Consider the following 23333-nt stretch of genomic DNA (forward strand, 5'->3'; position numbering starts at 1 on the left):
GATGGCCTGCAAGCTGGCTTGCAAACTGGCGGGCGATGGCACGGTCAATTCTGTGCCGGATCGGGGCATCCTGTGGCGCGCTAGTCGACGGTCACGAAATCGATGAGCTGTTCCACGCGGCCCACCAGCTCGGGTTCGAGGTCGCGAAAGTTGCGCACACGGCCGCGAATGCGTGCCCAGGCCTCGGCGATGTCGGCGGGCTCGTCGCCCGGCCAGCCGAGCGCACGGCAGATGCCGGTCTTCCACTCGATCGAACGCGGAATCTCGGGCCACGATGCGAGGCCGACGCGGGCGGGCTTCACTGCCTGCCAGATGTCGACGTAGGGGTGACCCACGATCATGACGTGACCGCCGTGCGGGCCCTGCGCGATAGCGTCGGCGATGCGCGTCTCCTTGCTGCCGTGCACGAGGTGATCGAGCAACACACCCGCCTTACGGCCGGGGCCGGGGCCAAACTCGGCGAGCACCGCCTCGAGGTTGTCGGCGCCCTGCAACAGTTCGACCACCACACCCTCCACCCGCAGATCGGCACCCCACACCTGCTCGACGAGCTGGGCGTCGTGCTTGCCCTCGACGAAGATACGGCTGGGCATCGCGACCTTGGCGCGCTCGGGCGGGGCCGCGAACGAGCCCGAAGCGGTGCGAGCGCGCCCCTGCGGCTTGCGCTGCGGCATGACCAGCGCGACGGGCTCGCCGTCGATCAGGAATCCGTCGGTGAGAGCGAAGGCGCGCACCTTGCCGCGGTAATCCTCCAGCTGCACCAGGCCCTCGCGCACGCCGGTGACGGCGCCGCACCACTCGGTCTCGGAGTGCTCCACGACGAGGCCGCGGGCGAGCGGCACACGGCGTCGCTCCACGGGGCCGCGGCGGGGCTTCATGCGGGCGACGGGATCGAGGTCGTAACGGTCGTCAAACACGGTTTCGAGCCTAGGGCATGCTCGCGGTGCTGCGCCTCGGCGCGTGGATCAGGATCCGGCATTGCCAGATCCGGCATATTGAGTAACTCCGGAAGCTCCTCCCCCCAGTTCCTCCGGAATACGTGAATGATACGGAGCTTGTGGGCGGGCGGCCCGAGATACCTCCGCGCCACGGAGCTGCGATAGCGTGCTGTAGTGACCGAAGACCAGGCCTCTCCACGCCGCCGCTCCGTGCGCGCCCTGCTCGTCGACACGACCCCACTTCGGCACAGCCCGGCGTTTGCCCGGCTGTGGGTCGGCACATCGGTGGCCCAGATCGGTGCTCAGATCACGATCGTCACGGTGGGGCTGCACATCTACGCGATCACGCAGTCCACCCTCGCGGTCTCGTTCGTGGCGCTGTGGGCCATTGGCCCCATGATCCTCGCCGGCTTCATCGGCGGTGCGCTCGCCGACGCGTTCGACCGCCGCACGGTCGCGCTGGTCACGGCCTGCACGGCCTGGGGCAGCATCGGCACCATGACGACGATCGCGTTTCTCGACGTCTCCGCCACCTGGCCGTACTACGCGCTCGCCGCGGTCAACGCGGCCTCGGCCACCATCATGGGGGCCACGCGCGGGGCGATCGTGCCGCAGCTGCTCCCAGCCCAGCTCCTGCCGGCCGCGGCGGCCCTCACCGGCATTTCGATGGGGCTCGCAGTCACCGTCGGCCCCGCCACCGCGGGACTGCTCGTCGCGGCGGTCGGGTATCCGTGGACCTACCTCGCCGACGCCGTGCTCTTTGTCGGCGCGTTCCTGGGGGTCGCGAGCCTGCCGCGCATGCGCCCCGCGGGCAGTCGCAAGCGTCTCGGACTTGGCTCGGTGCTCGCCAGCCTCAAATTTCTGAAGACCGCACCCAATGTGCGCGCCACGTTCGTATGGGATTTCATCGCGACCACCCTCGGCAACCCCAAGGCGGTCTTTCCCGCCGCGGGCGCCCTCGTGCTCGGCGGCGGAGCGGTCACCGTGGGCGCCCTCACGGCGGCTTTCGCGGTGGGCGCTCTGACGAGCAGCCTGCTCTCGGGCACCCTCGGCCGCGTGCGCCGGCAGGGTCGCGCCATCACCTACGCGATCGCCGTATTCGGCGTCTGCAACGCCCTGTTCGGCATTGTCCTCCTCGTCACTCAACTCACGAACGGTGCGCACGACGCGGGCGATCCGCTGGTCCCCGCGATCACGCTCGCGGCGCTCGCCCTGGCAGGCGCAGGCGCCGCAGACAACGTGAGTTCGGTGTTTCGCTCCACCATTCTCCAGACCGCGGTCCCCGACGAGGTGCGCGGCCGCATGCAAGGTCTCTACTATGTGGTGGTCGCGGGCGGCCCTCGCGTCGGTGACCTGTACGCAGGGGCCGTCGCCACCGCGATCGCGCTCTGGGCGCCCGCGCTGCTCGGCGGCATCGTGGTGGTGGGCGTCATGCTCGTACTCGCGCGCACCGCCCACGGCTTCATGCACTACGACGCACGCCACCCGAGCCCGTAGCACCGACCCCGCGTCAAACCCCGGCTGATACGGTGCTGACATGAGCTCAGCAACGACGCTGCCCGAATCCACTGATCCCCTCGTGGTCGTACGCCGCGAGGGCGCGATCACCCGCATCACCCTCAACCGGCCGCGCGCGCTCAACGCCCTCACCCGCGACATGTTTGCGATGGTCGGCGAGGCGGTCGCCGCGGCGCAGACCGACGGTTCGCAGGCCATCCTGCTCGACGGTGCGGGCGACCGCGGCTTCTGCGGCGGCGGCGATATCAAGCAACTCTCGGGCGAACAGGGCCCCGAGATCCTCGCACTCGAGTACCGCGTCGACCACGCCGTCGCCACCTCGCAGATTCCCGTCGTCGGTTTCATGGACGGTATTACGATGGGCGGCGGCATCGGACTCACCGGACACGCCCACCACCGCGTCGTCACCGAACGCTCGCGCCTCGCCATGCCCGAGGCCCGCATCGGCATCGCACCCGACGTGGGCGGGCACCGGCTGCTCGCCCGCGCGCCCCACCGGCTCGGGGAATACCTGGCGATGACCTCGGCCGAGATGGGCCCGCTGGACGCCATCGCACTGAACTTTGCCGACGTGCTGGTGCCGTCACGAGAACTCGACGCACTGCGCGAGGCGCTCGCCGCAGGCGAGGATCCGGAGGCCGCGATCGCGAGATTTGCCGACCCGAACGCTCCGGATCAGGTGACCGAGGCCCCAATGCTCGCGGTCGGGGCCTGGTGGGGGCCGATCGCGGAGGAGGCCCTTGGTGACGACTGGCGGGCGGTATTCGCGCGGCCGGCCGAGGCCGCGCTGCGGCTCGTCGCGGCGCTGGAGCAAGCTGCCGAGGTCGAAGCGACGGACGGGCTCGGCGACGCGGCCCGGATCGCGGGGGCGACCGCCGCGGACGAGGCCGAGGCGCGGGCTGCGGGCCGCACCGCCGCCACGATCCGCGAGATGTGCCCCACCTCGGTAGCGGTCACGCTGGCCCAAATCGCGCGCACCCGCGCCTTCGACTTCACGCTGGCCGAGGTGCTCGTCGACGACCTGCGGGTGCTCGGCAGGCTAGCGCCCCGCCCAGACTTCACGGAGGGCGTGCGGGCCCAGGTCATCGACAAAGACCGCAACCCGGTCTGGCAGCCCGAGACGCTCGAACTCCTCGACGAGGCTGAGCTGGGGGCCATCCTCGACCCCCGGTTGGGACCTGACGAGCGGGCACTCGAGCTGTAACGCCGGTCGCTCAGCCGGGGGCGACTACTATTGGCGGGTGACTGATCGCTGGGATTCTTTGGGGCCAAACCAGGTGTACGCGGGCGACAACCTGCCGATTTTGAGGTCGATGCCCTCGGAGTCATTTCAGCTGATCTACCTGGATCCGCCCTTCAATACTGGGCGCGAGCGACACACCGAGCGGGTGCGCGGCGTGCGCACCGAGGTGGATGAAGGCGGTCGGCTCGGCTTTCGCGGCCAGGGCTACGCGGTCACCCGCGAGCGCACGATCTCCTTCGACGATCGCTTTCGCGACTACTGGAACTTTCTCGAGCCGCGCATCGAGGAAGCCTGGCGACTGCTCGCACAGGACGGCACGCTCTACCTGCACCTCGACTACCGCGAGGTGCACTACGCCAAGGTGATCCTCGACGCGATGTTCGGGCCTGAGTGCTTCATCAACGAGATCATCTGGGCCTACGACTACGGCGGGCGCACCAAGAAGCGCTGGCCCACGAAGCACGACAATATTCTGGTCTATGCCAAGGATCCGGATCGCTATTTCTTTAATGCCGAAGCGGTCGACCGCGAGCCCTACATGGCGCCGGGGCTGGTCACACCGGAGAAGGCGGCGCTCGGCAAGCTGCCGACCGATGTGTGGTGGCACACGATCGTGTCGCCGACGGGCAAAGAGCGCGTGGGGTACCCGACGCAGAAGCCGATCGGTATTATGCGGCGCATCATTCAGGCATCGTCGCGGCCGGGGGACTGGGTGCTTGATCCGTTTGCGGGCAGCGGCACCACGGGGGCTGCGGCCGAGGAGCTGTACCGACGGTTCGTGCTGATCGACGACAATCCCGAGGCGGCGAAGGTCATGCTGCGACGCTTCACCGACCCCGAGATGCACTTCATCGTTCAGTAACTCCGGGATTGCCCGCTACCAGCCGCGCTCGGCGAGGCGGTGCGGTGCGGGCAAGTCTGCCACGTTGATGCCCACCATCGCTTCCCCGAGCCCGCGCGAGGCATCGGCGATCGTGCCGGGGTTCGCGTAGTCGGCGGTCGCGCGCACCACTGCGGCGGCGCGCTTGGCGGGGTTGCCCGACTTGAAGATGCCCGAGCCCACGAATACGCCGTCGGCGCCGAGCTGCATCATCATTGCGGCGTCGGCCGGGGTGGCGACGCCGCCCGCGGTGAACAGTGGCACGGGCAGGCGACCCTCGCGCGCCACACGCTCGACGAGATCGAGGGGCGCCTGGAGCTCCTTCGCGGCGAGCGGCAACTCGTCTGCGTCCTTCGCCGCTAGCTGGGCGATCTCGCCGAGGATCGTGCGCAGATGCCGGGTGGCTTCCGACACGTCACCCGTGCCGGCCTCGCCCTTGGACCGGATCATCGCGGCGCCCTCGGCGATGCGGCGCAGCGCCTCACCGAGGTTCGTGGCGCCGCACACAAACGGAGCCTTGAACCGGCGCTTGTTGATGTGGTGCGTGTAATCGGCGGGTGAGAGCACCTCTGACTCGTCGATGAAATCCACGCCGAGTGCCTCGAGTACCTGCGCCTCAACGAAATGGCCGATGCGGGCCTTGGCCATGACCGGGATCCCGACGGCAGCGCGGATGCCCTCGATGAGGTCGGGGTCGCTCATGCGTGCCACGCCACCTTGGGCGCGAATGTCGGCGGGGACCCGCTCGAGTGCCATGACAGCGATGGCGCCCGAGTCGGCGGCGATACGGGCCTGCTCGGGGGTCACGACGTCCATGATGACGCCGCCGCCGAGGGCGTGGGCCAGGGCGATACCGGCCTCGGCGGTTTCGGGGGTGCCGGTTGACGGGATGCTGGTTCGATTATTGATGCTCATGACTCGAGACTCTCGCAGCCAGTGGTTTACTTCAAGATCCATTTGAGGCTAATCTCAGTAGACCAGTGGTTTGTGAATTATGAGGACGGTCTCATGGGTAGTGCAGGCGAGTTTCCGATTTCGCTCGACCGAACGGGCGGGGCAACGCTGCCCGCTCAGGTCGCGGCGGCGTTGCGCGAGGCCATCGACACCGACACTCTGCGCCCGGGGGAGCCCCTGCCCTCCACGCGCGACCTCGCCGAGCGGGTGGGCGTCGCCCGGGGTGTGATCGTCGCGGCATACGAGCAGCTCGTGGCCGAGGGCTACCTGCTCGCGGGGCACGGTCGTGGCACGGTCGTGCACCCGCGGCTCGATCGTGCGCGCGCGGCCCAGGGCGTCGGGGATCCGGATCAGCATGCGCCCGAGACCCGCGCCGTTGCCGGCCCGCTCGCGCCCGGTACACCGCTCACCGATGCGGTCGATCGCCCCGCGTGGCGATCGGCGTGGCGCCACGCCGCCACCCTGGCCCACCGCTCAGCGCCCGAGCTGGGCGACGCCAGGCTGCGGGAGGAGATCTCAGATCACCTGCGGCAGATGCGCGGTACGCGGCGCTCGCCCAGTGACGTGATCGTGACCGCGGGTGCGCGCGATGGGCTCTCGCTGTTACTGACCGCGCTCGGCACGACCCGTGGGCGCGCGCTCGTGGTGGGGGTGGAGGACCCGGGGTACCCGTCGCTGCGGCAGGTGGCCGCGCGGCACGGTGCCCGCATCGTGGCCCTGCCCGTGGACGCGGACGGGCTCGTCACGGGGGAACTGCCGAACGGTGTGCTCGACGTGATGATCGTGACCCCGAGCCACCAGTACCCGCTGGGCGGATCACTGCCGCTCGCCAGGCGGCGCGAGCTGCTCGAATGGGCGATCCGCACGGGAGTGGTGATCGTGGAGGACGACTACGATTCCGAGCTGCGGCACGTCGGCAGCCCGTTGCCCACGCTCGCCGCGCTCGACGATCCCGCCACCGGCACCGTGGTGTTGCTCGGAACGTTCTCAAAGACGCTCTCGCCCGCGCTGGCGGCCGGGTTCATGCTCGCGCCAGCGGGGCTGCGACGACTCATCGAACCGGTGCGGTTCGACCTGGGCGGCCCCGTCTCCGCAGTCGTGCAGGCCGCGCTCGCGCGCTACCTGGCCGAGGGAGAGCTGCGCCGCCACATCGCGCGCATGCGCCGGCGGTACGCGCGCAGGCGTGACCTGCTGTCTGAACGTCTAGCCGGCCAGGCCGGGTGGCGCGTGCGGCCCATGAGCGGAGGGCTGCACGCCGTGATCGAGCTCGTGCCCGGGGGCGCCGCCGAGGAACGTCGAGTACTCGAGCGTGCGGCGGCTGCTGGGCTGGGTGCCGTTGGGCTCAGTAGTTACTGGGAGGCGAACAGCGTCGCAGGATCGACGGGCCTCGTCATCGGCATGGGTGGGCCCGACGATGCGGGGTTTGATCGGGCGCTCTCGGTGCTGCGCGGCGTGCTGGCTGACGCGGAACGCAGCTAGCTGCCGCCCGTGTTGTCTGCCCCTCCCGCGCGTGCAGTGAGTGCCTCGAGCAGCACGAGCGCGTGATTGGAGTGCTCGTCTTTGGCGCCGTATACGAGAGTGAGTGGCTCGTGCTCACGCGCGAGGACGATCAGGGCATCGAGTGCGGCCGATGCCGGCGCGGCCGACAGCTCGGCGCGATAGTCGGCGGCGAACGCGGCGAACCGTTCGGGGGAGTGCGCGTGCGGGTCGGCGTGCCATTCGCGGCGCAGCTCAGGGCTCGGGGCGACGTCTTTGTCCCAGAGGTCTACCGCGGCGTGCTCCTTGCTGAGCCCACGCGGCCATAGCCGGTCGATAAGCACGCGAAACCCATCGGTTGTCGCCGGGGTGTCGTACACCCGCTTGATCTTGACATCCATAATTCCAGTGTGCTCCTCTCTCTCGAAACTTGCCAGGGGTGTCGGGCCGACTGAGACGGGCGGCGCGCGGGTCGGGTGCGGCTGCAGAGCTGCCCGGGTACGCTGAGCGGGTGAGTGTCGACGATATTTCCCCGAGCATGCAGAACTACCTGAAGGTCATTTGGAGCCTGCAGGAGTGGTCTGAGGTGCCCGTTTCCAACTCGGCAATTGCCGAGGCTGCCGGTGTGCGGCTGTCGACCGTGTCGGATGCGCTGCGCAAGCTGTCTGACCTGGAGTTCATCGGGCATGCGCGCTACGGCAGCGTCACCCTTACCGATGAGGGGCGGCAGCACGCGGTCTCCATGATTCGTCGGCATCGACTGCTCGAAACCTTTTTGGTCGAGACGTTGGGCTACGAGTGGGACGAGGTGCACGACGAGGCCGACCGGCTCGAGCACGCGGTCAGCGACCAGTTGATCGATCGCGTGGATCGCGCCCTCGGCTACCCCACGCGTGACCCGCACGGCGACCCCATCCCCAGCGCAGACGGGCGCGTGCACCGCCCCGACGCCGTGCAGCTGACGCACGCGCAGGCACCCTGCCGGGTGATGGTGGAGCGCATCTCGGATTCCGACAACGAGATGCTGCAGTACTTCGCGAGCCGGGGCCTCGTAGTCGATGCCGTGCTTGAGGTGTTGCCGGGGGAGCCCTACTCGGAGACGGTCACCGTGCGGGTCGACGGCGGCGAGCCCGTGCGGTTGGGCCCGGCCGCCGCCGCCGCCGTGTGGGTGTCAACGCTTCCGTAGTATCGAGCCTGCAGGCGCGAGAAGTCCCGGCTTCGGCATGATCCGGATCGAGAGTCCCTGATCTGAGAGTCTCAGATCAGTCAGGGTCGCGGGCGAACTTCAGCCCGATCACGCAGCCGATGATGCCGGCAAGGAACAGTAGCTTCAGCACAGAGGGCTCTTCGCTGCCGCTCAGCATTGAGGCCGCCACCGTGAGGGCGGCTCCCGTGCCGGTCCAGATTGCGTAGGCGACGCTCACTGGCAGACCGCGCATCGCGTAGCCGAGCCCGATCAGGCTGATGGGGTTGGTGATCAGGAAGACGATCGTGGGTGCCAGCACGGTGAATCCGTCGGATTCATCGAGCGAGATCGCCCACACTGCCTCGAGGACGGCGCTGGCAAACAGCACCACCCAGTGGCGAGCGAGCGCCTGTTTGGGAGCGCGAGCGGGAGTCTGTGCAATCGCAGCATCAGTCATGATTAGCTCACCAGCTTGAGGCCGGCCACGCAGGCGATGAGGCCGGCGAGGAGCAGAACGCGCGCGAGCGTGATCCGATCGGCGCCGGTCGCAAAGGCCCACACCGTGGTGAGTACCGCACCGATCCCCACCCACACGGCGTACGCCGTTCCGACGGGGATGTGCTGCATCGCGTAGGACAGCCCAACCATGCTCACGATCATCGACACGAAGAACGTGACGGTAGGCCAGAGTTTACGAAACCCTTGAGACGCATCGAGTGCGGTCGCCCAGACCGCTTCAAGAAGACCACTTGCGATCAAAATTACCCAGGCAATTGCCACGGCTCTGTACTTTCTGGCAGTCGTCAGTGTGCGGGTACTGCTCCCTCGTCCGCACCCCAGCCGTGGGGTCACCCCCAGTCTGTCACATTTGGTGGTTTCCGCGCGCGCATGCACGTTTGTCGGAGGCATCAGAGATAATGGAGGAGTGCGCCGACGAGCGCCAGGAGGGAGTGCAGTGTTCGGCAGATCGAAGAAACGCAAGGGCAGTAGCTCTCGAGGGCTCCGCCGGCTTCCGAAGCGCGTGCTGGCCCCCGTAGAAGAGATTGTTGAACAGGGCCTCTTGGTGGCCGACGTTGCGGTGCGCATGACCGTGAAGAACGCAATCATTATGAATGCGTTGAAGCGGCAGGTGGACTACGACGTCACCCAGATTCGTGAGATGGTACGTGAGTCCTGCGAGGATCTCGCGGTCGAACGCGAGCGCGACGCCCGCCACATCTCGCGCATGCGCAACGAGATTCGCGACACCGGGCGCAGCTCCTGGAGCGAATCAGATTACGGCAACGACGACAACCGCACGCTGCGTCACCGCCAAGAGGTGTACGAGCAGGTTGCGGCCGAACTGCACAAGCGTGCCGCCGACCCAACCTATCTCGAGGAGACCGCCGAACGTGCGCGCCAGGCGGCCTGGCACGAGATCGGCGACTCCCTCGCCGACCGCGCGACACACCCGTACTACAGCGGCGGTGACAACGACGAATACCGCAACGAACGCGATAACCGCATTCAGCAGCTCATCGAGAAGGACTTGACGTCGCTCATTCGCGAGAAATCGGCACAGGCCGAAGGGGAAGAGCCCGCAGACGGTGCTGAAGTACCCAAGAAGCGTATCTTCAAGCGCAAGGAACGCAGCTAGCGGCACCGCATCGTCAAGGTGCGGCGCTCCTCAGCCCCGGCGCGCGAATCTATTGCGCTACGGGGTGTGCTCCTGGGAGCGCAGCTCGGGGTGCCGCTCGAGAAAACCCGCGATGAACCAGCACGACGCCTCGATTTGTCGACCCCGCACCTGATCGCCTGTGAGCGCGCGGCGCGCGAGCAGGGCAGCAAGGCCGGTGCCGCGCAGGCTGGGGCTGACGGACGTGTGATCGAAGTCAACTGAGTGATCGCCCCGCAGCGAGTAGTGGGCCTCACCCACGAGCTGACGATCGGCCCCTGCACCCTGATATACGACATACCGCGAGGCCTTGGGTTCGTGCGCGATGTGAAAGCCCGCGGAGGCCGCTTGCGCTTCGTCGAGAAATCTGGCCATACCCACACCTTACGCGCGCATCCTGTGGCACGGCTATCCTCGGACGTGTGCAAAAGAAGTTTCAAACCCGCGTACTCACGCTCGCCATCGTCGCAACCGCGGGGCTGCTGCTGGCCGGGTGCAGCGGGCAGGGTGGGCCGCCCGAGGCTGCGCCCGAGCCCGAGGTGCTGTCGGCCAGCGAAGCCGGCGGAATCTACCTCGATGCGATATGCCCGGTGAACGCGGCGTGGGACGCTGCCGACGTTGAACTCGAACGGCTGCGGCTCACCCTGTCGCGCGGTGAAGACGACACTCGGCGCTTCGCGGCTGCCATGAACGAGGTTGCTGCGGCGAGCAAGACCGCGGCCCAGGAGCTCGACCCCAAGACGCTCGACGAGGCCGGGCACGCGTGGCCGAAGACGGCGATCTCCGATATCAAGGCCGTGCAGAAGACCCTTACAGACGATCAGAAGCAAGCGGCCCGCGTGGCAAAGCTGACTGGCAGTGAGGTCTTGAACTACGCCTGGCAGGGCTCCGAGGAAGTCGGGGCCGCTGCGAGCGCCGCCCGCGAGGCCCTCGCGCTTCCCGCCGATGGGCAGAGCGCCTGCGCGCAGTGGCAGGAACAAATCGAGGCCGAAAAGGCCGCAGCAGAAAAAGCCAAGGCAGACAAGGCTGCAGCCGAGAAAGCTCAGGCCGACAAATCCAACGACAAGACGGGCACCAACAAGTGACAAACGACCCCCAGCAGATCGCCCTGCGAGTCGAACGCGCGGTGCGCACCGCCGCCCGCGCGGGCAACCGACTGCTTGCGAGTGGCACGGCCCTCGTGCTCGTCGAGCACGAGGGGGCTCGAGAGGCGCTGCTCGTGGCTCTCGCGCGCATGGGCGTGCGCGCCGTAAGTGCCGGATCCCCCGCAGACTTCGTCTTCGTTGATGGCGGGGCGGTCGCCCACATCGGGGAGCAGCACGCAGCCCATGCCTCGAGCGCCGCACACACCCTGCCCGCGGTCATCGTGGGGCTCGACGGCTCGGTCGCCTCGCCGCGCGGGGAGGATCCCGCCGCCCGCATTACCTGGGCGGAGCGCGGTATGCCCGCCACCGCGGTCCTTGCGCGCGAATTGGCGCGAGGCATGGTGGCTGGCGCTGAGGCGCACACCGACACCAAGCCACGCGTCGCCGTCAGCCTCGTGCTCGAGCCCAAAACCGCGGCCTTCACACGCACGCTCGCCGAGGCGGGATGCGAGGTTGCCGTGTTTAGTGCCGTGTCTGAGACCGACCCTGTGATCGCGCGTGAGCTTGCCGACGACGGACGCGTGGCCGTGTTCGCGCCGCACGAGCCCGTCACCGAAGCCGAAGCACGCACGGTCGACGCGCAGCACGCGGCAGGCATTCTCGACTGGGCCCCCGACTACCTGATCGACGATGGGTCGCATCTGATTCGCCTCGCCCACACCGAGCGCCCCGCAGCGCTCAAACGGCTGCGTGGGGCTGCGGAGGAAACGACGAGTGGCGTGCGCCCGCTCCGGGAGATGGCGGCCGCGGGCGAGCTGCGCATTCCGGTGATCGCCGTCAACGACGCCCGCACGAAGACGGGCTTCGACAACCTCATCGGCACGGGCCAATCGTGCGTCTTCGCCATCGCCGACCTGCTTGACACGGCCACCTACCGCGGCGTGCGCGGCACGCGCTGGGCCGTGATTGGGTACGGCCCTGTCGGCGTGGGAACGGCGCGATTTGCGGCGGCACTGGGCGCGGGTGTGACGGTCGTTGAACACGATCCGGTGCGTGCGCTAGCCGCGCTGCATGACGGTTTCGAGGCTCGCGCCATGTCGGAGGCAATCGCCGAGGCCGATGTGGTCGTGAGCGCGACGGGCGTGTGGCACACAATCACCGAGGCGCACTTCGCCCTCATACGGCCGGGCACCGCGGTCGCGGTTGCGGGCGGCATCGACGACGAGCTCGCCCTCGACTCGCTGCGTGCGAGCGGCTGGACTGACACGCCCGCGAGCACCACTCCCGGCGTCGACGAGTGGCGTGCGCCCGGAGCCGACCGCGGCCCGATCGTGCTCGCGTGGGGCGGTGGCGTCAACTACACCACCAGCGAGGGCAACCCGATCGAGGTGATGGATCTCTCGTTCGCGACGCAGCTCGCGGCGCTCGCCCGGCTCATGCGCGAGCATCCCGCGCCAGGGGTGCACGCGCTGTCGGCCGAGGAGGAACGGGCCGTGGCGCGCGCGGCGCTCACCACGCGCGGGGCCAGTGCTGATCCGGATCCTGAGCAGCTGCGCGCGGGCGGCGCAGCGCAGCCGTGGCGCGTGCATCGCTACCGCGCCCAGGCTGAGTGAGCCGCGACGGCCTAGGATTAGCGGGTGAGTACCCAGCAAGAAATCGTCGTTTATAGCGCCGCCCTCGTATTTCCCGTGACTAGCCCCCGCATCGCCGATGGGGCGGTCGCGGTGTTGGGTGACCGGATCCTGCACGTGGGTGACCGCCGCTGGGTCCTCGAGGCGCTTGAGGAGCGCGGCGCGAAGTACCGCGAGGAGCGCTGGGACGGTGTGCTCGCACCCGGCCTCGTGAACGCACACACGCACCTGCAGTACACCCACATGGCCGAGGTCGCGAACCGCAGCTACAACGGCTTCGACGACTGGGGCGACGCCTTCGACGTGGTCTACGACCGGGTCGGGCACGACTGGGGCACGGCCGCCGCAGACGGAGCGGCGATGAGCCTCGCCGCGGGCGTGACGGCCGCGGCCGACGTGGTCACCGACCGCGAGGCACTGTCGGCGCTGCACGACGCCGGCATGCACGGCATCGCCTACTGGGAGGTCTACGGAGCGAGCAACGACGGTTGGACGCAGGCCGCGAAAGACGAGGTGCGCGAGCAGATCCGCTCGATCCCCGCTCCTCCCGGCGCGGGCGTCTCACCGCACGCGCCGTACTCGCTCGACGTGCAGCCGCTGCTCGAACTGCCCGACATTGTGCGCGAGGAGGGGCTGCGGCTCCACATCCACCTCGCCGAAGCCCACATGGAGCGCGAGTTCGACGGTATCGACGGCTACGCGGGCCCGGGCGGTCACGGGTCGTGGCCCGAGCTCGGCGCCGACAGCTTCAGGGCGCTGCGGTCGCACGGCATCGGCGTCTCGTCGACCCAGTTTGTCGACCACCTGGGCGTGCTGGGCCCCGACTGCCATATCGCCCACGGGGTGTACGTGAGCGCCGAGGACCGTGCGCTGCTGCGCGCCCGCGGCACGAGCGTCGCGCTCTGCCCGCGCTCCAACGAGGTCATCGGGCTCGACATGCCGCCCGTCGCCGCATACCTGCGCGAGGGTAACCAGATCGCGGTCGGCACCGACTCGCTGTCGTCGTCGCCCTCGCTCGACTTGCTCGCCGATGTCGGCAAGCTCTACCGGGTCGCCCGCGACCAGGGGTACCGCGGCGATGACCTGCACCAGCGCCTCTTCGGCGCCGCCACACTCGGAGGAGCCGAGGCGCTCGGGCTGCACGTGGGCAAGCATCGCATCGGCCAGCTCGGCGTCGGCGCGATGGCCGACCTTGCCTTCTTCGATGTGCCCACCCACAACCCCGACGTCGCGCTCGCCGAGCTCGTGGAAGCAGGAGCAGGCCGCGCCCGTCGCACGATCGTCGCGGGCGTCGAAAAGTTCAACGCGGCCAACGCATAGCAGGCTCGCGCTGACGACGCATGGTCTCACCGGCTCATGATGACTGGTTGGCAAGCAGCGAGTACGGCTGTGACCAGAGTGTTACGCGCCGAATTCGGGTCGAGCTCCTTCGTCTCGTAGACTGGAGGACGGTTGTCGCTGATGCGCCCACAGGTTTCGTTACACCTCTCTCACCTCAATAGGAGTACTCGTATGTCTCGCACGTCTCGCGCTGTTGCCGCCGTTGCCGCTGGCGCCGCCGCCCTACTCGCACTCTCCGCTTGCTCGGCCGCTGCCCCCGACGAGGGAAAGCTCATTGTCGCCACGGGCGAGCCCGCCTACGCCCCCTGGGTGATCGACAACAAGCCCGAGTCAGGCGAAGGCTTTGAATCCGCCGTCACTTACGCAGTTGCCGAAGAAATGGGATACGCGCCTGAGGACGTTGAATGGGTGCGCACCCCGTTCGAGGCCGCAATCGCTCCCGGCCCCAAGGACTTCGACCTCAACATTCAGCAGTTCTCGGCGACCAAGGAGCGCGAGAACGCAGTTGACTTCTCGACCCCCTACTACGTCACCACGCAGGCCATCGTTGCTACCGAGGGCACCGACGCGGCAAAGGCAAAGACCATCAAGGACCTCGATGGCACGGTGTTCGGTGTCGCCTCGGGAACCACGTCGTTCCAGGCCGCCGAGAAGGTCTTCGGTGACGCCGCAGAGGTCCAGGTATTCAACAACCTCGACGACGTCGTTGCAGCCCTCCAGAACGGCACGATTGACGCGCTCATTACCGACCTGCCCGGCGCATTCTTCGTGCGCGATGCGCAGCTCGACAACGGTGTGATCGTGGGTCAGCTTGCTGACGAGGCCGGCGACGAGTTCGCATTCCTGCTGCCCAAGGGCTCCGAGCTCACGCCCAAGGTCTCGAAGGCAGTCGACACGCTGCGCGAGAACGGCACGCTCGACAAGCTCGCTGCCGAATGGATTGCCGACCAGGGCGCTCCTGTTCTCAAGTAGCGAGAGCTTTTCAGCAACGCTGGCTTTGTGCCACCCTGTAACCCCCAGTAACGACAGGATCCCCAGTTGACCCACACCGTCAGCGCAATTGAGCTCGACCGCCGCGCGTATCGTCGCGCGCGCGGTCGCCGCTCAATCTTCGTGAGCCTCGCGAGTACCATCGTGTTCGCCGCAGTCATCGTGCTCGTGCTCATGTCGAGCCCCGGGTGGTCGCGCGTCCAAGACAGCTTCTTCGACCTCGATGTCGCGATCAAGTCGTTTCCGCGCATCATCGAGGGGCTCTGGGTCAACATTCAGGTGCTGTTCTTTGCAGTAATCGGTGTAGCGATTCTCGGCACACTGCTTGCGGTGGCTCGCACTCTCAAGGGTGCGGTGTTCACCCCGATCCGGTTGCTCGCTGCGGGCTACACCGACCTGTTTCGCGGCATCCCCGTGCTGCTCGTGCTCTATTTGGTGGGCTTCGGCGTGCCGGGGCTCGAGCTCACGGGGCGCGTGCCCGTTCAAGTCTTGGGCACGATCGCGCTGATCCTGTGCTACTCGGCGTATGTCGCCGAGGTGCTGCGCGCCGGTATCGATGCGGTGCACCCGTCGCAGCGGCTCGCGGCTCGCTCGCTCGGGCTGAGCCACGGCAAGACGCTGCGGCTCGTCGTGCTGCCGCAGGCCGTGCGCAAGGTGACGCCCGCGCTCATGAACGACTTCGTGTCGATGCAGAAAGATGTGGGCCTGATCTCGGTGCTCGGCGTCGTCGATGCGGTTCGCGCCGCCCAGATTGGGGTCGCGACGTACTACAACTTCACGCCCTACGTGGTGGCGGGTCTGCTGTTCGTGCTGCTGTCGCTGCCGTTCATTCGGCTCACTGACTGGGTTACGGCGCGCGCCCAGAAGCGTGAACAAATTGGGGGAGCGGTATGACCGTCGAAAAGACCACAGGGAAGGCTCCCGTGCTCGACGTGCGTGGCGTCTACAAGAAGTTTGGTGACCACGCCGTGCTGCGCGGCATCGATCTCGCGGTACACAAGCACGAGATCGTCGTGCTCATCGGTGCTTCTGGCTCGGGCAAGTCGACACTGCTCAAGGCCATCAACCTGCTTGAGCCCATCGAAGACGGCCAGATCATGCTGGGGGACACCGACATCACCGATCCCCGCGTCGATGCCGACAAGGCGCGCGCTCGCATCGGCGTCGTGTTTCAGCACTACAACCTGTTTCCTCATATGAACGTGCTTGACAACGTCACGCTCGCCGCGCGCAAGGTATTCGGCACCCCACGTGCCGAGGCGGAGGCGCGCGGAATTGAATTGCTCACGCGCATTGGCCTCGCTGACAAGGCCAAGGACTTTCCGGATCGCCTCTCGGGCGGCCAGCAGCAGCGCGTCGCGATTGCGCGCGCGATCGCGACTGATCCGGAGCTCTTGTTGCTCGATGAGATCACGAGCGCGCTCGACCCGCAGCTCGTGGGCGAGGTGCTGGATCTCGTGAAAGAGCTCAAGGAAGCGGGATCGACGATCGTGATGGCGACACACGAGATGTCGTTCGCGCGCCGCGTCGCCGACCGCGTCGTCTATCTCAAGGACGGCGTGATCATCGAGTCGGGCACGCCCGAGCAGATCTTCGAGCACCCCACGCGCGAAGAGACGCGCGAGTTCCTTTCGCGCCTGCGCGACCCATTCTCGGAGTAAACTTCGTTCCCATTTGGGGGAGGACGAGCGGCTTGGCACCTACGCGCCAAGCCGCTTTTCAGTTTCACGCGCTAGGATTGATCTCTTATGTCTAAAACCGAGAATCGCCCGTTTGGGCCTACCGAGCAGCTCGCCATTTGGGTACTGCTGATCTCAGCGTTCGTCGTGATCCTGAACGAGACGGTGATGGGCGTCGCCCTGCCGAAGCTGATGGCAGACCTGCACGTTTCGGCCGTTGCGGGGCAGTGGCTCACGACCGCGTTTCTGCTCACGATGAGCATCGTGATCCCGATTACGGGCATGTTGATTCAGCGAGTGAAGACGCGCAGCCTTTTCATGACCGCGATGTCGCTCTTCACCGCGGGCACGCTCATTGCGGCGACTGCCCCCGGCTTCGAAGTGCTGCTGCTCGGCCGAGTCGTGCAGGCGGGCGGCACGGCAATCATGATGCCGCTGCTCATGACCACCGTCGTTACTCTCGTTCCCGAGCGTCAGCGGGGCAAGATGATGGGCAGGATTGCGATTGTGATCTCGGTCGCCCCCGCACTCGGCCCGACGCTGTCTGGTTTGATTCTGCAGTCGCTCAGCTGGCGCTGGCTGTTCATCATGATGCTGCCGATCGCCCTCGCGGCGCTGGTGTTCGGAATGGTACGCATGCCCAACGTGGGCGAGCAGCGGCGTGCGCCCATCGATGCGCTCTCGGTTTTGCTCTCGGTGCTGGCGTTTGGTGGACTCGTGTACGGGCTCAGCCTCGTGGGCGATGCCGCGAACGGATCTGCGCTGATGCCGCCGTGGGTACCGGTGGTCATTGGGCTTGTGGCGCTGGCACTGTTCGTGTGGCGCCAGATCGTGCTGCAGCGGGAGGACCGCGCGCTCCTCGATCTGCGCACCTTCCGTTCACGCCCCTTCACGCTGTCGGTCATCCTGTTTGTGTTCAGCTCGATGGCGCTGTTCGGATCGCTCATCCTGCTGCCGATCTACGTGCAGAGCGTGCTCGGCTACGACACTCTGCAGACCGGTCTGCTGATGCTGCCGGGCGGTCTCATGATGGGCCTGCTCGGGCCGATCGTGGGTCGCATGGTTGACGCGCGCGGCGCCCAGTTCGTGCTGATTCCCGGCACCTTGATTACCGCGCTTGCGCTGTGGAGCATGGGGCTCTTCACCGACACGACCCAGCTGTGGCAGGTCCTCGCTACGCACATGGGCCTGAGCCTCGGCCTCGCCGGAGTCTTCACGCCGCTGTTTTCGGTGTCGCTCGGATCCCTCGAGACGAAGCTCGCCTCGCACGGCAGCGCAGTCATCTCGACGGCGCAGCAGGTGGCTGGGGCCGCGGGCACGGCGCTGTTCATCACGGTCATGACGCTCGTCTCAGTGCAGACGGCTGGTTCGCCCGCCGCGGTTGACCCTCACGCGCTCGCGGCGGGAACGCGGGCTGCGTTCCTGTTGGGCGGGGCGGTGTCGACGGTCGGGTTCGTGCTCGCCTTCTTTGTACGCGATCCGGCACCCCAAGCCGTCGAGGCGCCCGCGCCCGCACACTAGGTGCGTGCTCTAGTCGAGTGCGCTGATTGAGCGCCGCACGACCTCCGCGAGCTGCCTGACGGCCGCCGACGGGCCCCCGGGGCCCGCCGGCGCTGCCAGGATCAGCTCGCGTGCAAACCTCGGGTCATCGATCGGGCGTAAGACGACTCCCGCTGGGGGAGTATGCCCCAGGAGACTCGGCACGAGAGCCACAGCCATGCCCGCCGCGATCAAACCGAGCACTACCGAGTAATCATCGGTGCGAATGGCGGCCTCAATCTTGTGGCCGCCCGACGCAAACACCTCGCGCAGCAGGTCATCAAGCGTATCGCCAGGCGTTGATCCCATCACCCAGCTGTCGCCCGAGAGTGCGAGCAACCGTTCGTGATCGAATGAGGCATGCTTCGCGGCCGGGTGGCCCTCGGGCAACGCCAGCAGCATCGGGTCGGTGAAGAGATGCGTCGTGTGCACCTCAGATCGAAACGGCAGCTGATAACCGCCCGCAGCATAGACGAGTGCAGCGTCAAGAGTGTGCTGATTGACGCGGGTGACGAGCGGCGCAAGCTCCTCGAGCGTCGCGTCGAGTTCGATGCCCAGTTCGGCAACGCGACTCGCGATGCCGGGAAGTAGCCGGGCCGCGGCGGTAGGAAACGTGCCGAATCTGAGCCGGATCCGGCCCAGCTGTGCGAGGTCGCGTACGTCGGTGAGCGCGCGCTCGGCGAGGCTCAGAATCTCCTCGCCGCGCTCGAGCATCAGCGTACCGGCGGTCGTCAGGCGTGAGCCGCGGGTGCTGCGGGTCGTGAGGTCGGCGCCCACCAGGCGGTCGAGATTGCGCAGGTGATAGTCGACCGTGGGTTGGCTCCACCCGAGGCGCAGGGCGGCGCGGGCGACGGAACCCTCGGCGGCGACGGCGCTCAAGGCTTGAAGCTGACGAACATCGATCATGAAGTACCCCATGTCCTCTCGGTGCCCAGGCTCAACGTTGAAGCCTGGCTCAATAGAGTCTATGGTACCCGGGAGGAGTTTCGAGGGTTCCCAGGCACCGTGATCCACGCCACGCTGAAACCATGTTCGAACAGCACACACCTCGCTCAGAGTCCCCGGTTGTTGCCTCAGGAGAGGGATTCGTCGCGTCAGCTGACCGCGAGAATCTGGCGGGGTTGCCGGGGTGTGGGCTGCAACAGTGGCCGCTAGTGGAACGGCTGTCGCCGGGGCAGCGGGAAACACCCTATGCAGACGCGCTGCGACGCTTTGCCGAGAGTTCACCGCTGTCACTGATGGTGCCGGGGCACGGTAACGACCCAGCCGGTGGCGCCGCCCACCTGGGTGAACTGTTCGGTGACCGTGTCGTGCGTATGGACGCGCCGCTCATGCTCGAGGGCATCGACCTCGGCGATGATTCTCCGCTCGCCCACGCCCGTGAACTCGCGGCCGAAGCATGGGGCGCGAAGCGCACCTGGTTTCTCACGAACGGTGCCTCCCAGGCGAACCGCACCGCCGCGATCGCCGTGCGCGGGCTTGGGGAGCGCGTGCTGATCCAGCGGAGCATGCACTCGAGCTTCACCGATGGTGTGCTGTTGTCGGGGCTCCTGCCCGCCTTCGTGATGCCCGAGATCGACCAGCGCCACGGCATCTCCCACGGGCTGACGCCAGCGGCGCTTGATGTCGCACTTGAGCGGGAGGCTGCGGCGGGGCGTCCCGTGACGAGCGTCTACGCGGTGTCGCCCAGCTACTTCGGCTCGACGGCGGACGTCGCAGGGCTCGCTGAGGTTGCGCACGCGCACGGCGCCGCCCTCATTATTGACGGGGCGTGGGGCGCCCACTTTGGGTTCCACCCTGAGCTGCCTGAGTCACCGGTGCGGCTGGGGGCAGACCTGGTGATCTCGAGCACGCACAAGCTGGCCGGTTCACTAACGCAATCTGCGATGCTGCACCTGGGGCACGGCCCGCTCGCGGCCCAGCTTGAGCCCCTCGTGGAACGCGCATTCTCGATGACGGCCTCCACCTCAATGAGCGGCGTGCTGATGGGGTCGCTCGACTCCGCGCGGCACGCGCTCGTCGCGGGCGATGCGCGCATCGGTGACGCGGTGGCGGCGGCGAAGCGGCTGCGCGAGGAGCTGCGCGCCGACGCCCGCTTCGATGTCATCAGCGACCACTTTAACGAGTACGACGACATCGTGGCGACCGACCTGCTGCGGGTGCCCATCGATGTGTCCAGGCTCGGACAGAGCGGCCACTGGGTGCGTGGACGTATGAACCAGGAGCACGGCATTTATCTCGAGATGTCGACCGCCTCCAGCGTGGTCGCGGTGATCGGTGCGCTCGCTGCCCCCGACATTGATCGTGTGATGCGGGCGCTGCGCAGCGTGGCTGATGAGGCGGCCCTGTTGAGCCCCGACCCCGCCGCGACCGGCGGTTTCCCCACGCTGCCCGCCCCGGGCGCGCTTTCGGCCTCGCCTCGCGACGCCTACTTCGGGGACAGCGAACTCGTCTCGGCAGAGGACGCCATTGGTCGGGTGTCGGCCGACACGCTCGCGGCCTACCCGCCCGGCATTCCCAATGTGCTGCCGGGGGAAGAGATCACCGCCGAGACCGTCGCATTTCTGCGCGCCGTCGCGGCATCGCCGACCGGGTATGTGCGCGGCGCGGTCGATCCGCTCGTCAGCCAGTTTCGTGTCACCACGCAGCCGCACTAGTTGGGGCTAGAAAACCCAGCCAAATGCAAAGGGAGCGGGGCCAGATTGGCCCCGCTCCCTTTGCGTTGTACGTGTGTGGCAGTTACTTCTTCTCGAAGAGGTTGCCCACGAGGGTTGCGCCCACGAGAACAATGCCGAGGATGACAACGCCCACGATCGAGATCGCGACGACATCTACGGGCTGGCCTGCCGACGAGAAGGGGTTCGCGCCGTCTACCGCGGGGGCAGAAGCAAATGCGGGGGCGGCCACGAAGACCGAAGCGAACGCTGCAGTCACGGCAGTGGCAATACGGGTGCGGATCTTCACGGATGTCTCCTCGCGAGTGTGAATTGGCCGAAAAATGGCAATACCAACATCCTAGCCGGTTGGACGGCTGGCCGTGGCCCGCCCGAATGTTGTGCGGCGTATGCCGGTGACCGGCTCTAGGATCAAAGCATGGACTCAGCACGCACCCCAACCTCCATCGATCGGATCGCCGAGGGGTGGGTTGACACCATAGTCGAACTCGCGCCAACAGTCGGCACCTATATCGGGCGCGAAAGTAGCACGCTCGCAGACTACTCACCCGCTGGAGCCGAAGCGGTCGCGGCGGCCGAGCGTCGGGTTCTTGCACAGCTGGACGCGGCCACCGAAGTCGACGCTGTTGATGGTGTAACCCGCGCTGACCTTTCGGCAGAGCTGCGTTTGTCGCTCGCTGAGCACGAAATGGGTGAGCATCTGCGCGACCTAAACGTGATTGCGTCGCCGATGCAAGACATGCGCGACGTGTTCGACCTCATGCCGACCGACACCGTGAGTGATTGGGAACGCATCGCACTCAGACTGCGGGCGGTGCCCCAGGCGATTGCCGGGTATCAGGCGTCGCTTGCCGAAGGCGCCTCGAGAAGATTGACTCCCGCCCTGCGCCAAGTGACGGAGGTCGCCGCGCAGGTGCGACGCACCGCGGGCACCGCTGACGCTCCCGGGTATTTTCGGTCTTTGGTGAAGGCATCCGAGGCAGAGTCGGGACCCGAGGGCGTGGACGCCACACTCGTGCGCGAGCTCGAAGCCGCCGCGGCCGAGGCTTCTACTGCATTCGCCGAGTTTGCGGGGTTTCTCGAGGCCGACCTGGCACCGCAAGCTCACATAGCCGATGCGTTCGGTCGCGAACGCTACGAACTTGCGTCTGAAGGATTCTTGGGCGCCCGCGTCGACCTGGACGAAACCTACGAGTGGGGCATCGAAGAGCTTGCGCGCATGGTCGAAGAGCAAGAACGCATCGCGGCCGAGATCGTCGGAGGTTCCCCGCGCCCCGGCATCGTTGCCGAGACCATTGCACACCTCGACCGCGACCCCTCGCGCAAACTGCACGGCACCGCAGAACTGCAGCGCTGGATGCAAGAGACGAGCGATCGCGCGATTGCCGACCTGGGGGACACCCAGTTCGATGTGCCCGCCGAGATTCGAACGCTTGAGTGCATGATTGCGCCCACGCAGGAGGGCGGCATCTACTACACGGGTCCGAGTGATGACTTTTCGCGGCCGGGGCGCATGTGGTGGTCGGTGCCAGCGGGCGTCGAGACATTTGATACCTGGCGTGAGCTCACGACCGTGTATCACGAGGGCGTCCCGGGCCATCACCTGCAAATCGGCCAGGCCGTCGTCAACCGTGGCACATTGAACGAATGGCGCCGGCAGCTTGCCGGTACGTCGGGGCACGCGGAAGGCTGGGCGCTTTACGCGGAACGCCTCATGGAACAGTTGGGCTACCTTGACGATCCCGCCGACAGGTTTGGCATGCTCGACGGGCAGCGCATGCGGGCGGCGCGCGTTGTGCTCGACATCGGCGTGCATTTGGGGAAGCAGCGCCCCGACGGCGGAGGGGTCTGGACGGGCGACTACGCCTTCGAATTTATGGGTCAGCACGTGAACATGGAATCAAGTTTCGTGCGTTTCGAGGTGCTGCGCTATCTCGGATGGGCGGGGCAGGCCCCCGCTTACAAGATTGGGCAGCGGATTTGGGAGGAACTCAGGGACGAGGCTCGTGCGCGAGCTACGGGATCCGGATCGCCCTTCGATATACGGGACTTTCACCGGAGCGCGCTTGCGCTGGGCGGGGTGCGCCTCGACACGCTGCAGCAGGCGCTTCGCCCATGAGCGGCGCAGTGGCGAGGGGCACAGCAGCGCTCGGTAGCGAAGTAGCCTGCCCGTGCGGCAGAGGCGAGCCCTATGGCGGGTGCTGCGGTCCGCTCCACGCGGGGGAGCCCGCGCCCACAGCCGAGCGCCTCATGCGCTCGCGCTATGCGGCGTTCGCGCTGGGGCTGCTCGACTACCTCGAGTACAGCTGGGATGCCTCAACGCGCCCCGGCGACCTCGAGATCGACCCCGACGTGACCTGGCGTCGACTGCTGATCGAGCGCGTCGAAGCGGGGAGCCCGTTCGACCAGGAGGGCTATGTCACCTTCACCGCGATCGGACGCACCTCCGAGGGCCGGTTCGAGCAGCGCGAACGCAGCAGGTTTGTGCGTGATGCGGCTGGCCGCTGGGTATACATCGACGGCGACGCCGAGTTCTAGCCGGGA

24 protein-coding genes are annotated in these 23333 nt (G+C 67.3%); 16 read left to right on the forward strand and 8 right to left on the reverse strand.

Annotated elements, in window-relative coordinates; translation table 11 throughout:
- Positions 1-80: 80 nt before the first annotated feature.
- The gene (locus C795_RS0110760; protein ID WP_017793770.1) at positions 81-917 is read right to left on the reverse strand and encodes a DUF3097 family protein; all 837 of its coding nucleotides are present in this window, start codon (positions 915-917) and stop codon (positions 81-83) included.
- 195 nt (positions 918-1112) lie between these two features.
- Here C795_RS0110760 and C795_RS0110765 point away from each other — a divergent pair, with 195 nt between their 5' ends.
- The 3 genes from C795_RS0110765 (at position 1113) to C795_RS15835 (ending at position 4561) form a co-directional block, all read left to right on the forward strand.
- Positions 1113-2435 carry an MFS transporter gene (locus C795_RS0110765; RefSeq protein WP_017793771.1) on the forward strand — a complete coding sequence of 441 codons (1323 nt, stop codon included), beginning with the start codon at positions 1113-1115 and terminating at the stop codon, positions 2433-2435.
- Positions 2436-2475: 40 nt separating this feature from the next.
- Positions 2476-3660 (forward strand): enoyl-CoA hydratase/isomerase family protein, encoded by a 1185-nt coding sequence (locus C795_RS0110770; protein ID WP_017793772.1) that lies wholly within the window; start codon positions 2476-2478, stop codon positions 3658-3660.
- Between the two features lie 109 nt (positions 3661-3769).
- The gene (locus tag C795_RS15835) at positions 3770-4561 is read left to right on the forward strand and encodes a DNA-methyltransferase (RefSeq protein ID WP_017793773.1); all 792 of its coding nucleotides are present in this window, start codon (positions 3770-3772) and stop codon (positions 4559-4561) included.
- Between the two features lie 15 nt (positions 4562-4576).
- On the opposite strand, the gene pdxS is transcribed toward C795_RS15835, so the two are convergent.
- A complete protein-coding gene (gene pdxS / locus C795_RS0110780; RefSeq protein WP_033349531.1) occupies positions 4577-5494 on the reverse strand; it encodes a pyridoxal 5'-phosphate synthase lyase subunit PdxS in 918 nt (305 codons plus the stop codon).
- Positions 5495-5587: 93 nt separating this feature from the next.
- On the opposite strand from pdxS, the gene pdxR reads away from it, so the two are divergent.
- Complete coding sequence (gene pdxR, locus C795_RS0110785; RefSeq protein ID WP_017793775.1) at positions 5588-7012, forward strand: MocR-like pyridoxine biosynthesis transcription factor PdxR; 1425 nt, start codon at positions 5588-5590, stop codon at positions 7010-7012.
- Here pdxR and C795_RS0110790 read toward each other — a convergent pair.
- Positions 7009-7410: a DUF488 domain-containing protein gene (locus tag C795_RS0110790; RefSeq protein WP_017793776.1), complete on the reverse strand. Its 402-nt coding sequence runs from the start codon at positions 7408-7410 to the stop codon at positions 7009-7011. The genes pdxR and C795_RS0110790 overlap by 4 nt on opposite strands.
- A gap of 110 nt (positions 7411-7520) precedes the next feature.
- On the opposite strand from C795_RS0110790, the gene C795_RS0110795 reads away from it, so the two are divergent.
- Positions 7521-8195 carry a metal-dependent transcriptional regulator gene (locus C795_RS0110795; protein ID WP_026139616.1) on the forward strand — a complete coding sequence of 225 codons (675 nt, stop codon included), beginning with the start codon at positions 7521-7523 and terminating at the stop codon, positions 8193-8195.
- Between the two features lie 76 nt (positions 8196-8271).
- Here C795_RS0110795 and C795_RS0110800 read toward each other — a convergent pair whose 3' ends face one another.
- The gene (locus C795_RS0110800) at positions 8272-8652 is read right to left on the reverse strand and encodes a DMT family transporter (protein ID WP_017793778.1); all 381 of its coding nucleotides are present in this window, start codon (positions 8650-8652) and stop codon (positions 8272-8274) included.
- Positions 8653-8654: 2 nt separating this feature from the next.
- A complete protein-coding gene (locus C795_RS0110805; RefSeq protein ID WP_026139617.1) occupies positions 8655-8969 on the reverse strand; it encodes a DMT family transporter in 315 nt (104 codons plus the stop codon).
- Positions 8970-9150: 181 nt separating this feature from the next.
- Between C795_RS0110805 and C795_RS0110810 the strand changes: the two genes are divergently transcribed.
- Positions 9151-9831, forward strand: coding sequence for a hypothetical protein (locus C795_RS0110810; RefSeq protein ID WP_017793780.1), 681 nt, complete (start codon positions 9151-9153; stop codon positions 9829-9831).
- Positions 9832-9888: 57 nt separating this feature from the next.
- Here C795_RS0110810 and C795_RS0110815 read toward each other — a convergent pair whose 3' ends face one another.
- Entirely contained in the window at positions 9889-10224 is a 336-nt protein-coding gene (locus tag C795_RS0110815) for a GNAT family N-acetyltransferase (RefSeq protein ID WP_017793781.1), read from the reverse strand.
- Positions 10225-10271: 47 nt separating this feature from the next.
- Here C795_RS0110815 and C795_RS15845 point away from each other — a divergent pair, with 47 nt between their 5' ends.
- The 7 genes from C795_RS15845 to C795_RS15850 all read left to right on the forward strand — a co-directional run bounded on the left by C795_RS15845 (position 10272) and on the right by C795_RS15850 (position 18096).
- The gene (locus tag C795_RS15845) at positions 10272-10934 is read left to right on the forward strand and encodes a hypothetical protein (protein ID WP_026139618.1); all 663 of its coding nucleotides are present in this window, start codon (positions 10272-10274) and stop codon (positions 10932-10934) included.
- The gene (locus tag C795_RS0110825; protein WP_017793782.1) at positions 10931-12547 is read left to right on the forward strand and encodes an adenosylhomocysteinase; all 1617 of its coding nucleotides are present in this window, start codon (positions 10931-10933) and stop codon (positions 12545-12547) included. The genes C795_RS15845 and C795_RS0110825 overlap by 4 nt, the downstream gene beginning before the upstream one ends.
- 24 nt (positions 12548-12571) lie before the next feature.
- Positions 12572-13885: an amidohydrolase family protein gene (locus tag C795_RS0110830; protein WP_017793783.1), complete on the forward strand. Its 1314-nt coding sequence runs from the start codon at positions 12572-12574 to the stop codon at positions 13883-13885.
- A 192-nt stretch (positions 13886-14077) separates the two neighbouring features.
- Positions 14078-14878, forward strand: a complete 801-nt coding sequence (locus C795_RS0110835) for an ABC transporter substrate-binding protein (protein WP_017793784.1) — start codon at positions 14078-14080, stop codon at positions 14876-14878.
- Between the two features lie 66 nt (positions 14879-14944).
- The gene (locus C795_RS0110840; protein WP_017793785.1) at positions 14945-15790 is read left to right on the forward strand and encodes an amino acid ABC transporter permease; all 846 of its coding nucleotides are present in this window, start codon (positions 14945-14947) and stop codon (positions 15788-15790) included.
- The gene (locus C795_RS0110845) at positions 15787-16557 is read left to right on the forward strand and encodes an amino acid ABC transporter ATP-binding protein (RefSeq protein WP_017793786.1); all 771 of its coding nucleotides are present in this window, start codon (positions 15787-15789) and stop codon (positions 16555-16557) included. The genes C795_RS0110840 and C795_RS0110845 overlap by 4 nt, the downstream gene beginning before the upstream one ends.
- 87 nt (positions 16558-16644) lie before the next feature.
- The gene (locus tag C795_RS15850; protein WP_017793787.1) at positions 16645-18096 is read left to right on the forward strand and encodes an MDR family MFS transporter; all 1452 of its coding nucleotides are present in this window, start codon (positions 16645-16647) and stop codon (positions 18094-18096) included.
- 9 nt (positions 18097-18105) lie between these two features.
- Here C795_RS15850 and C795_RS0110855 read toward each other — a convergent pair whose 3' ends face one another.
- Positions 18106-19020, reverse strand: a complete 915-nt coding sequence (locus C795_RS0110855; RefSeq protein ID WP_026139619.1) for a LysR family transcriptional regulator — start codon at positions 19018-19020, stop codon at positions 18106-18108.
- 122 nt (positions 19021-19142) lie between these two features.
- Here C795_RS0110855 and C795_RS15855 point away from each other — a divergent pair, with 122 nt between their 5' ends.
- Complete coding sequence (locus C795_RS15855) at positions 19143-20771, forward strand: aminotransferase class I/II-fold pyridoxal phosphate-dependent enzyme (RefSeq protein WP_083879227.1); 1629 nt, start codon at positions 19143-19145, stop codon at positions 20769-20771.
- 82 nt (positions 20772-20853) lie between these two features.
- On the opposite strand, the gene C795_RS0110865 is transcribed toward C795_RS15855, so the two are convergent.
- Positions 20854-21078, reverse strand: a complete 225-nt coding sequence (locus C795_RS0110865; RefSeq protein ID WP_017793790.1) for a hypothetical protein — start codon at positions 21076-21078, stop codon at positions 20854-20856.
- Positions 21079-21207: 129 nt separating this feature from the next.
- Between C795_RS0110865 and C795_RS0110870 the strand changes: the two genes are divergently transcribed.
- Together C795_RS0110870 and C795_RS15860 are read left to right on the forward strand one after the other, a co-directional pair.
- Complete coding sequence (locus C795_RS0110870; protein WP_017793791.1) at positions 21208-22908, forward strand: DUF885 domain-containing protein; 1701 nt, start codon at positions 21208-21210, stop codon at positions 22906-22908.
- The gene (locus tag C795_RS15860) at positions 22905-23327 is read left to right on the forward strand and encodes a YchJ family protein (protein WP_026139620.1); all 423 of its coding nucleotides are present in this window, start codon (positions 22905-22907) and stop codon (positions 23325-23327) included. The genes C795_RS0110870 and C795_RS15860 overlap by 4 nt, the downstream gene beginning before the upstream one ends.
- Positions 23328-23333 lie beyond the last annotated feature (6 nt).

Origin of the sequence: Leucobacter salsicius M1-8 (assembly GCF_000350525.1) — a bacterium.
Classification (GTDB): domain Bacteria; phylum Actinomycetota; class Actinomycetes; order Actinomycetales; family Microbacteriaceae; genus Leucobacter; species Leucobacter salsicius.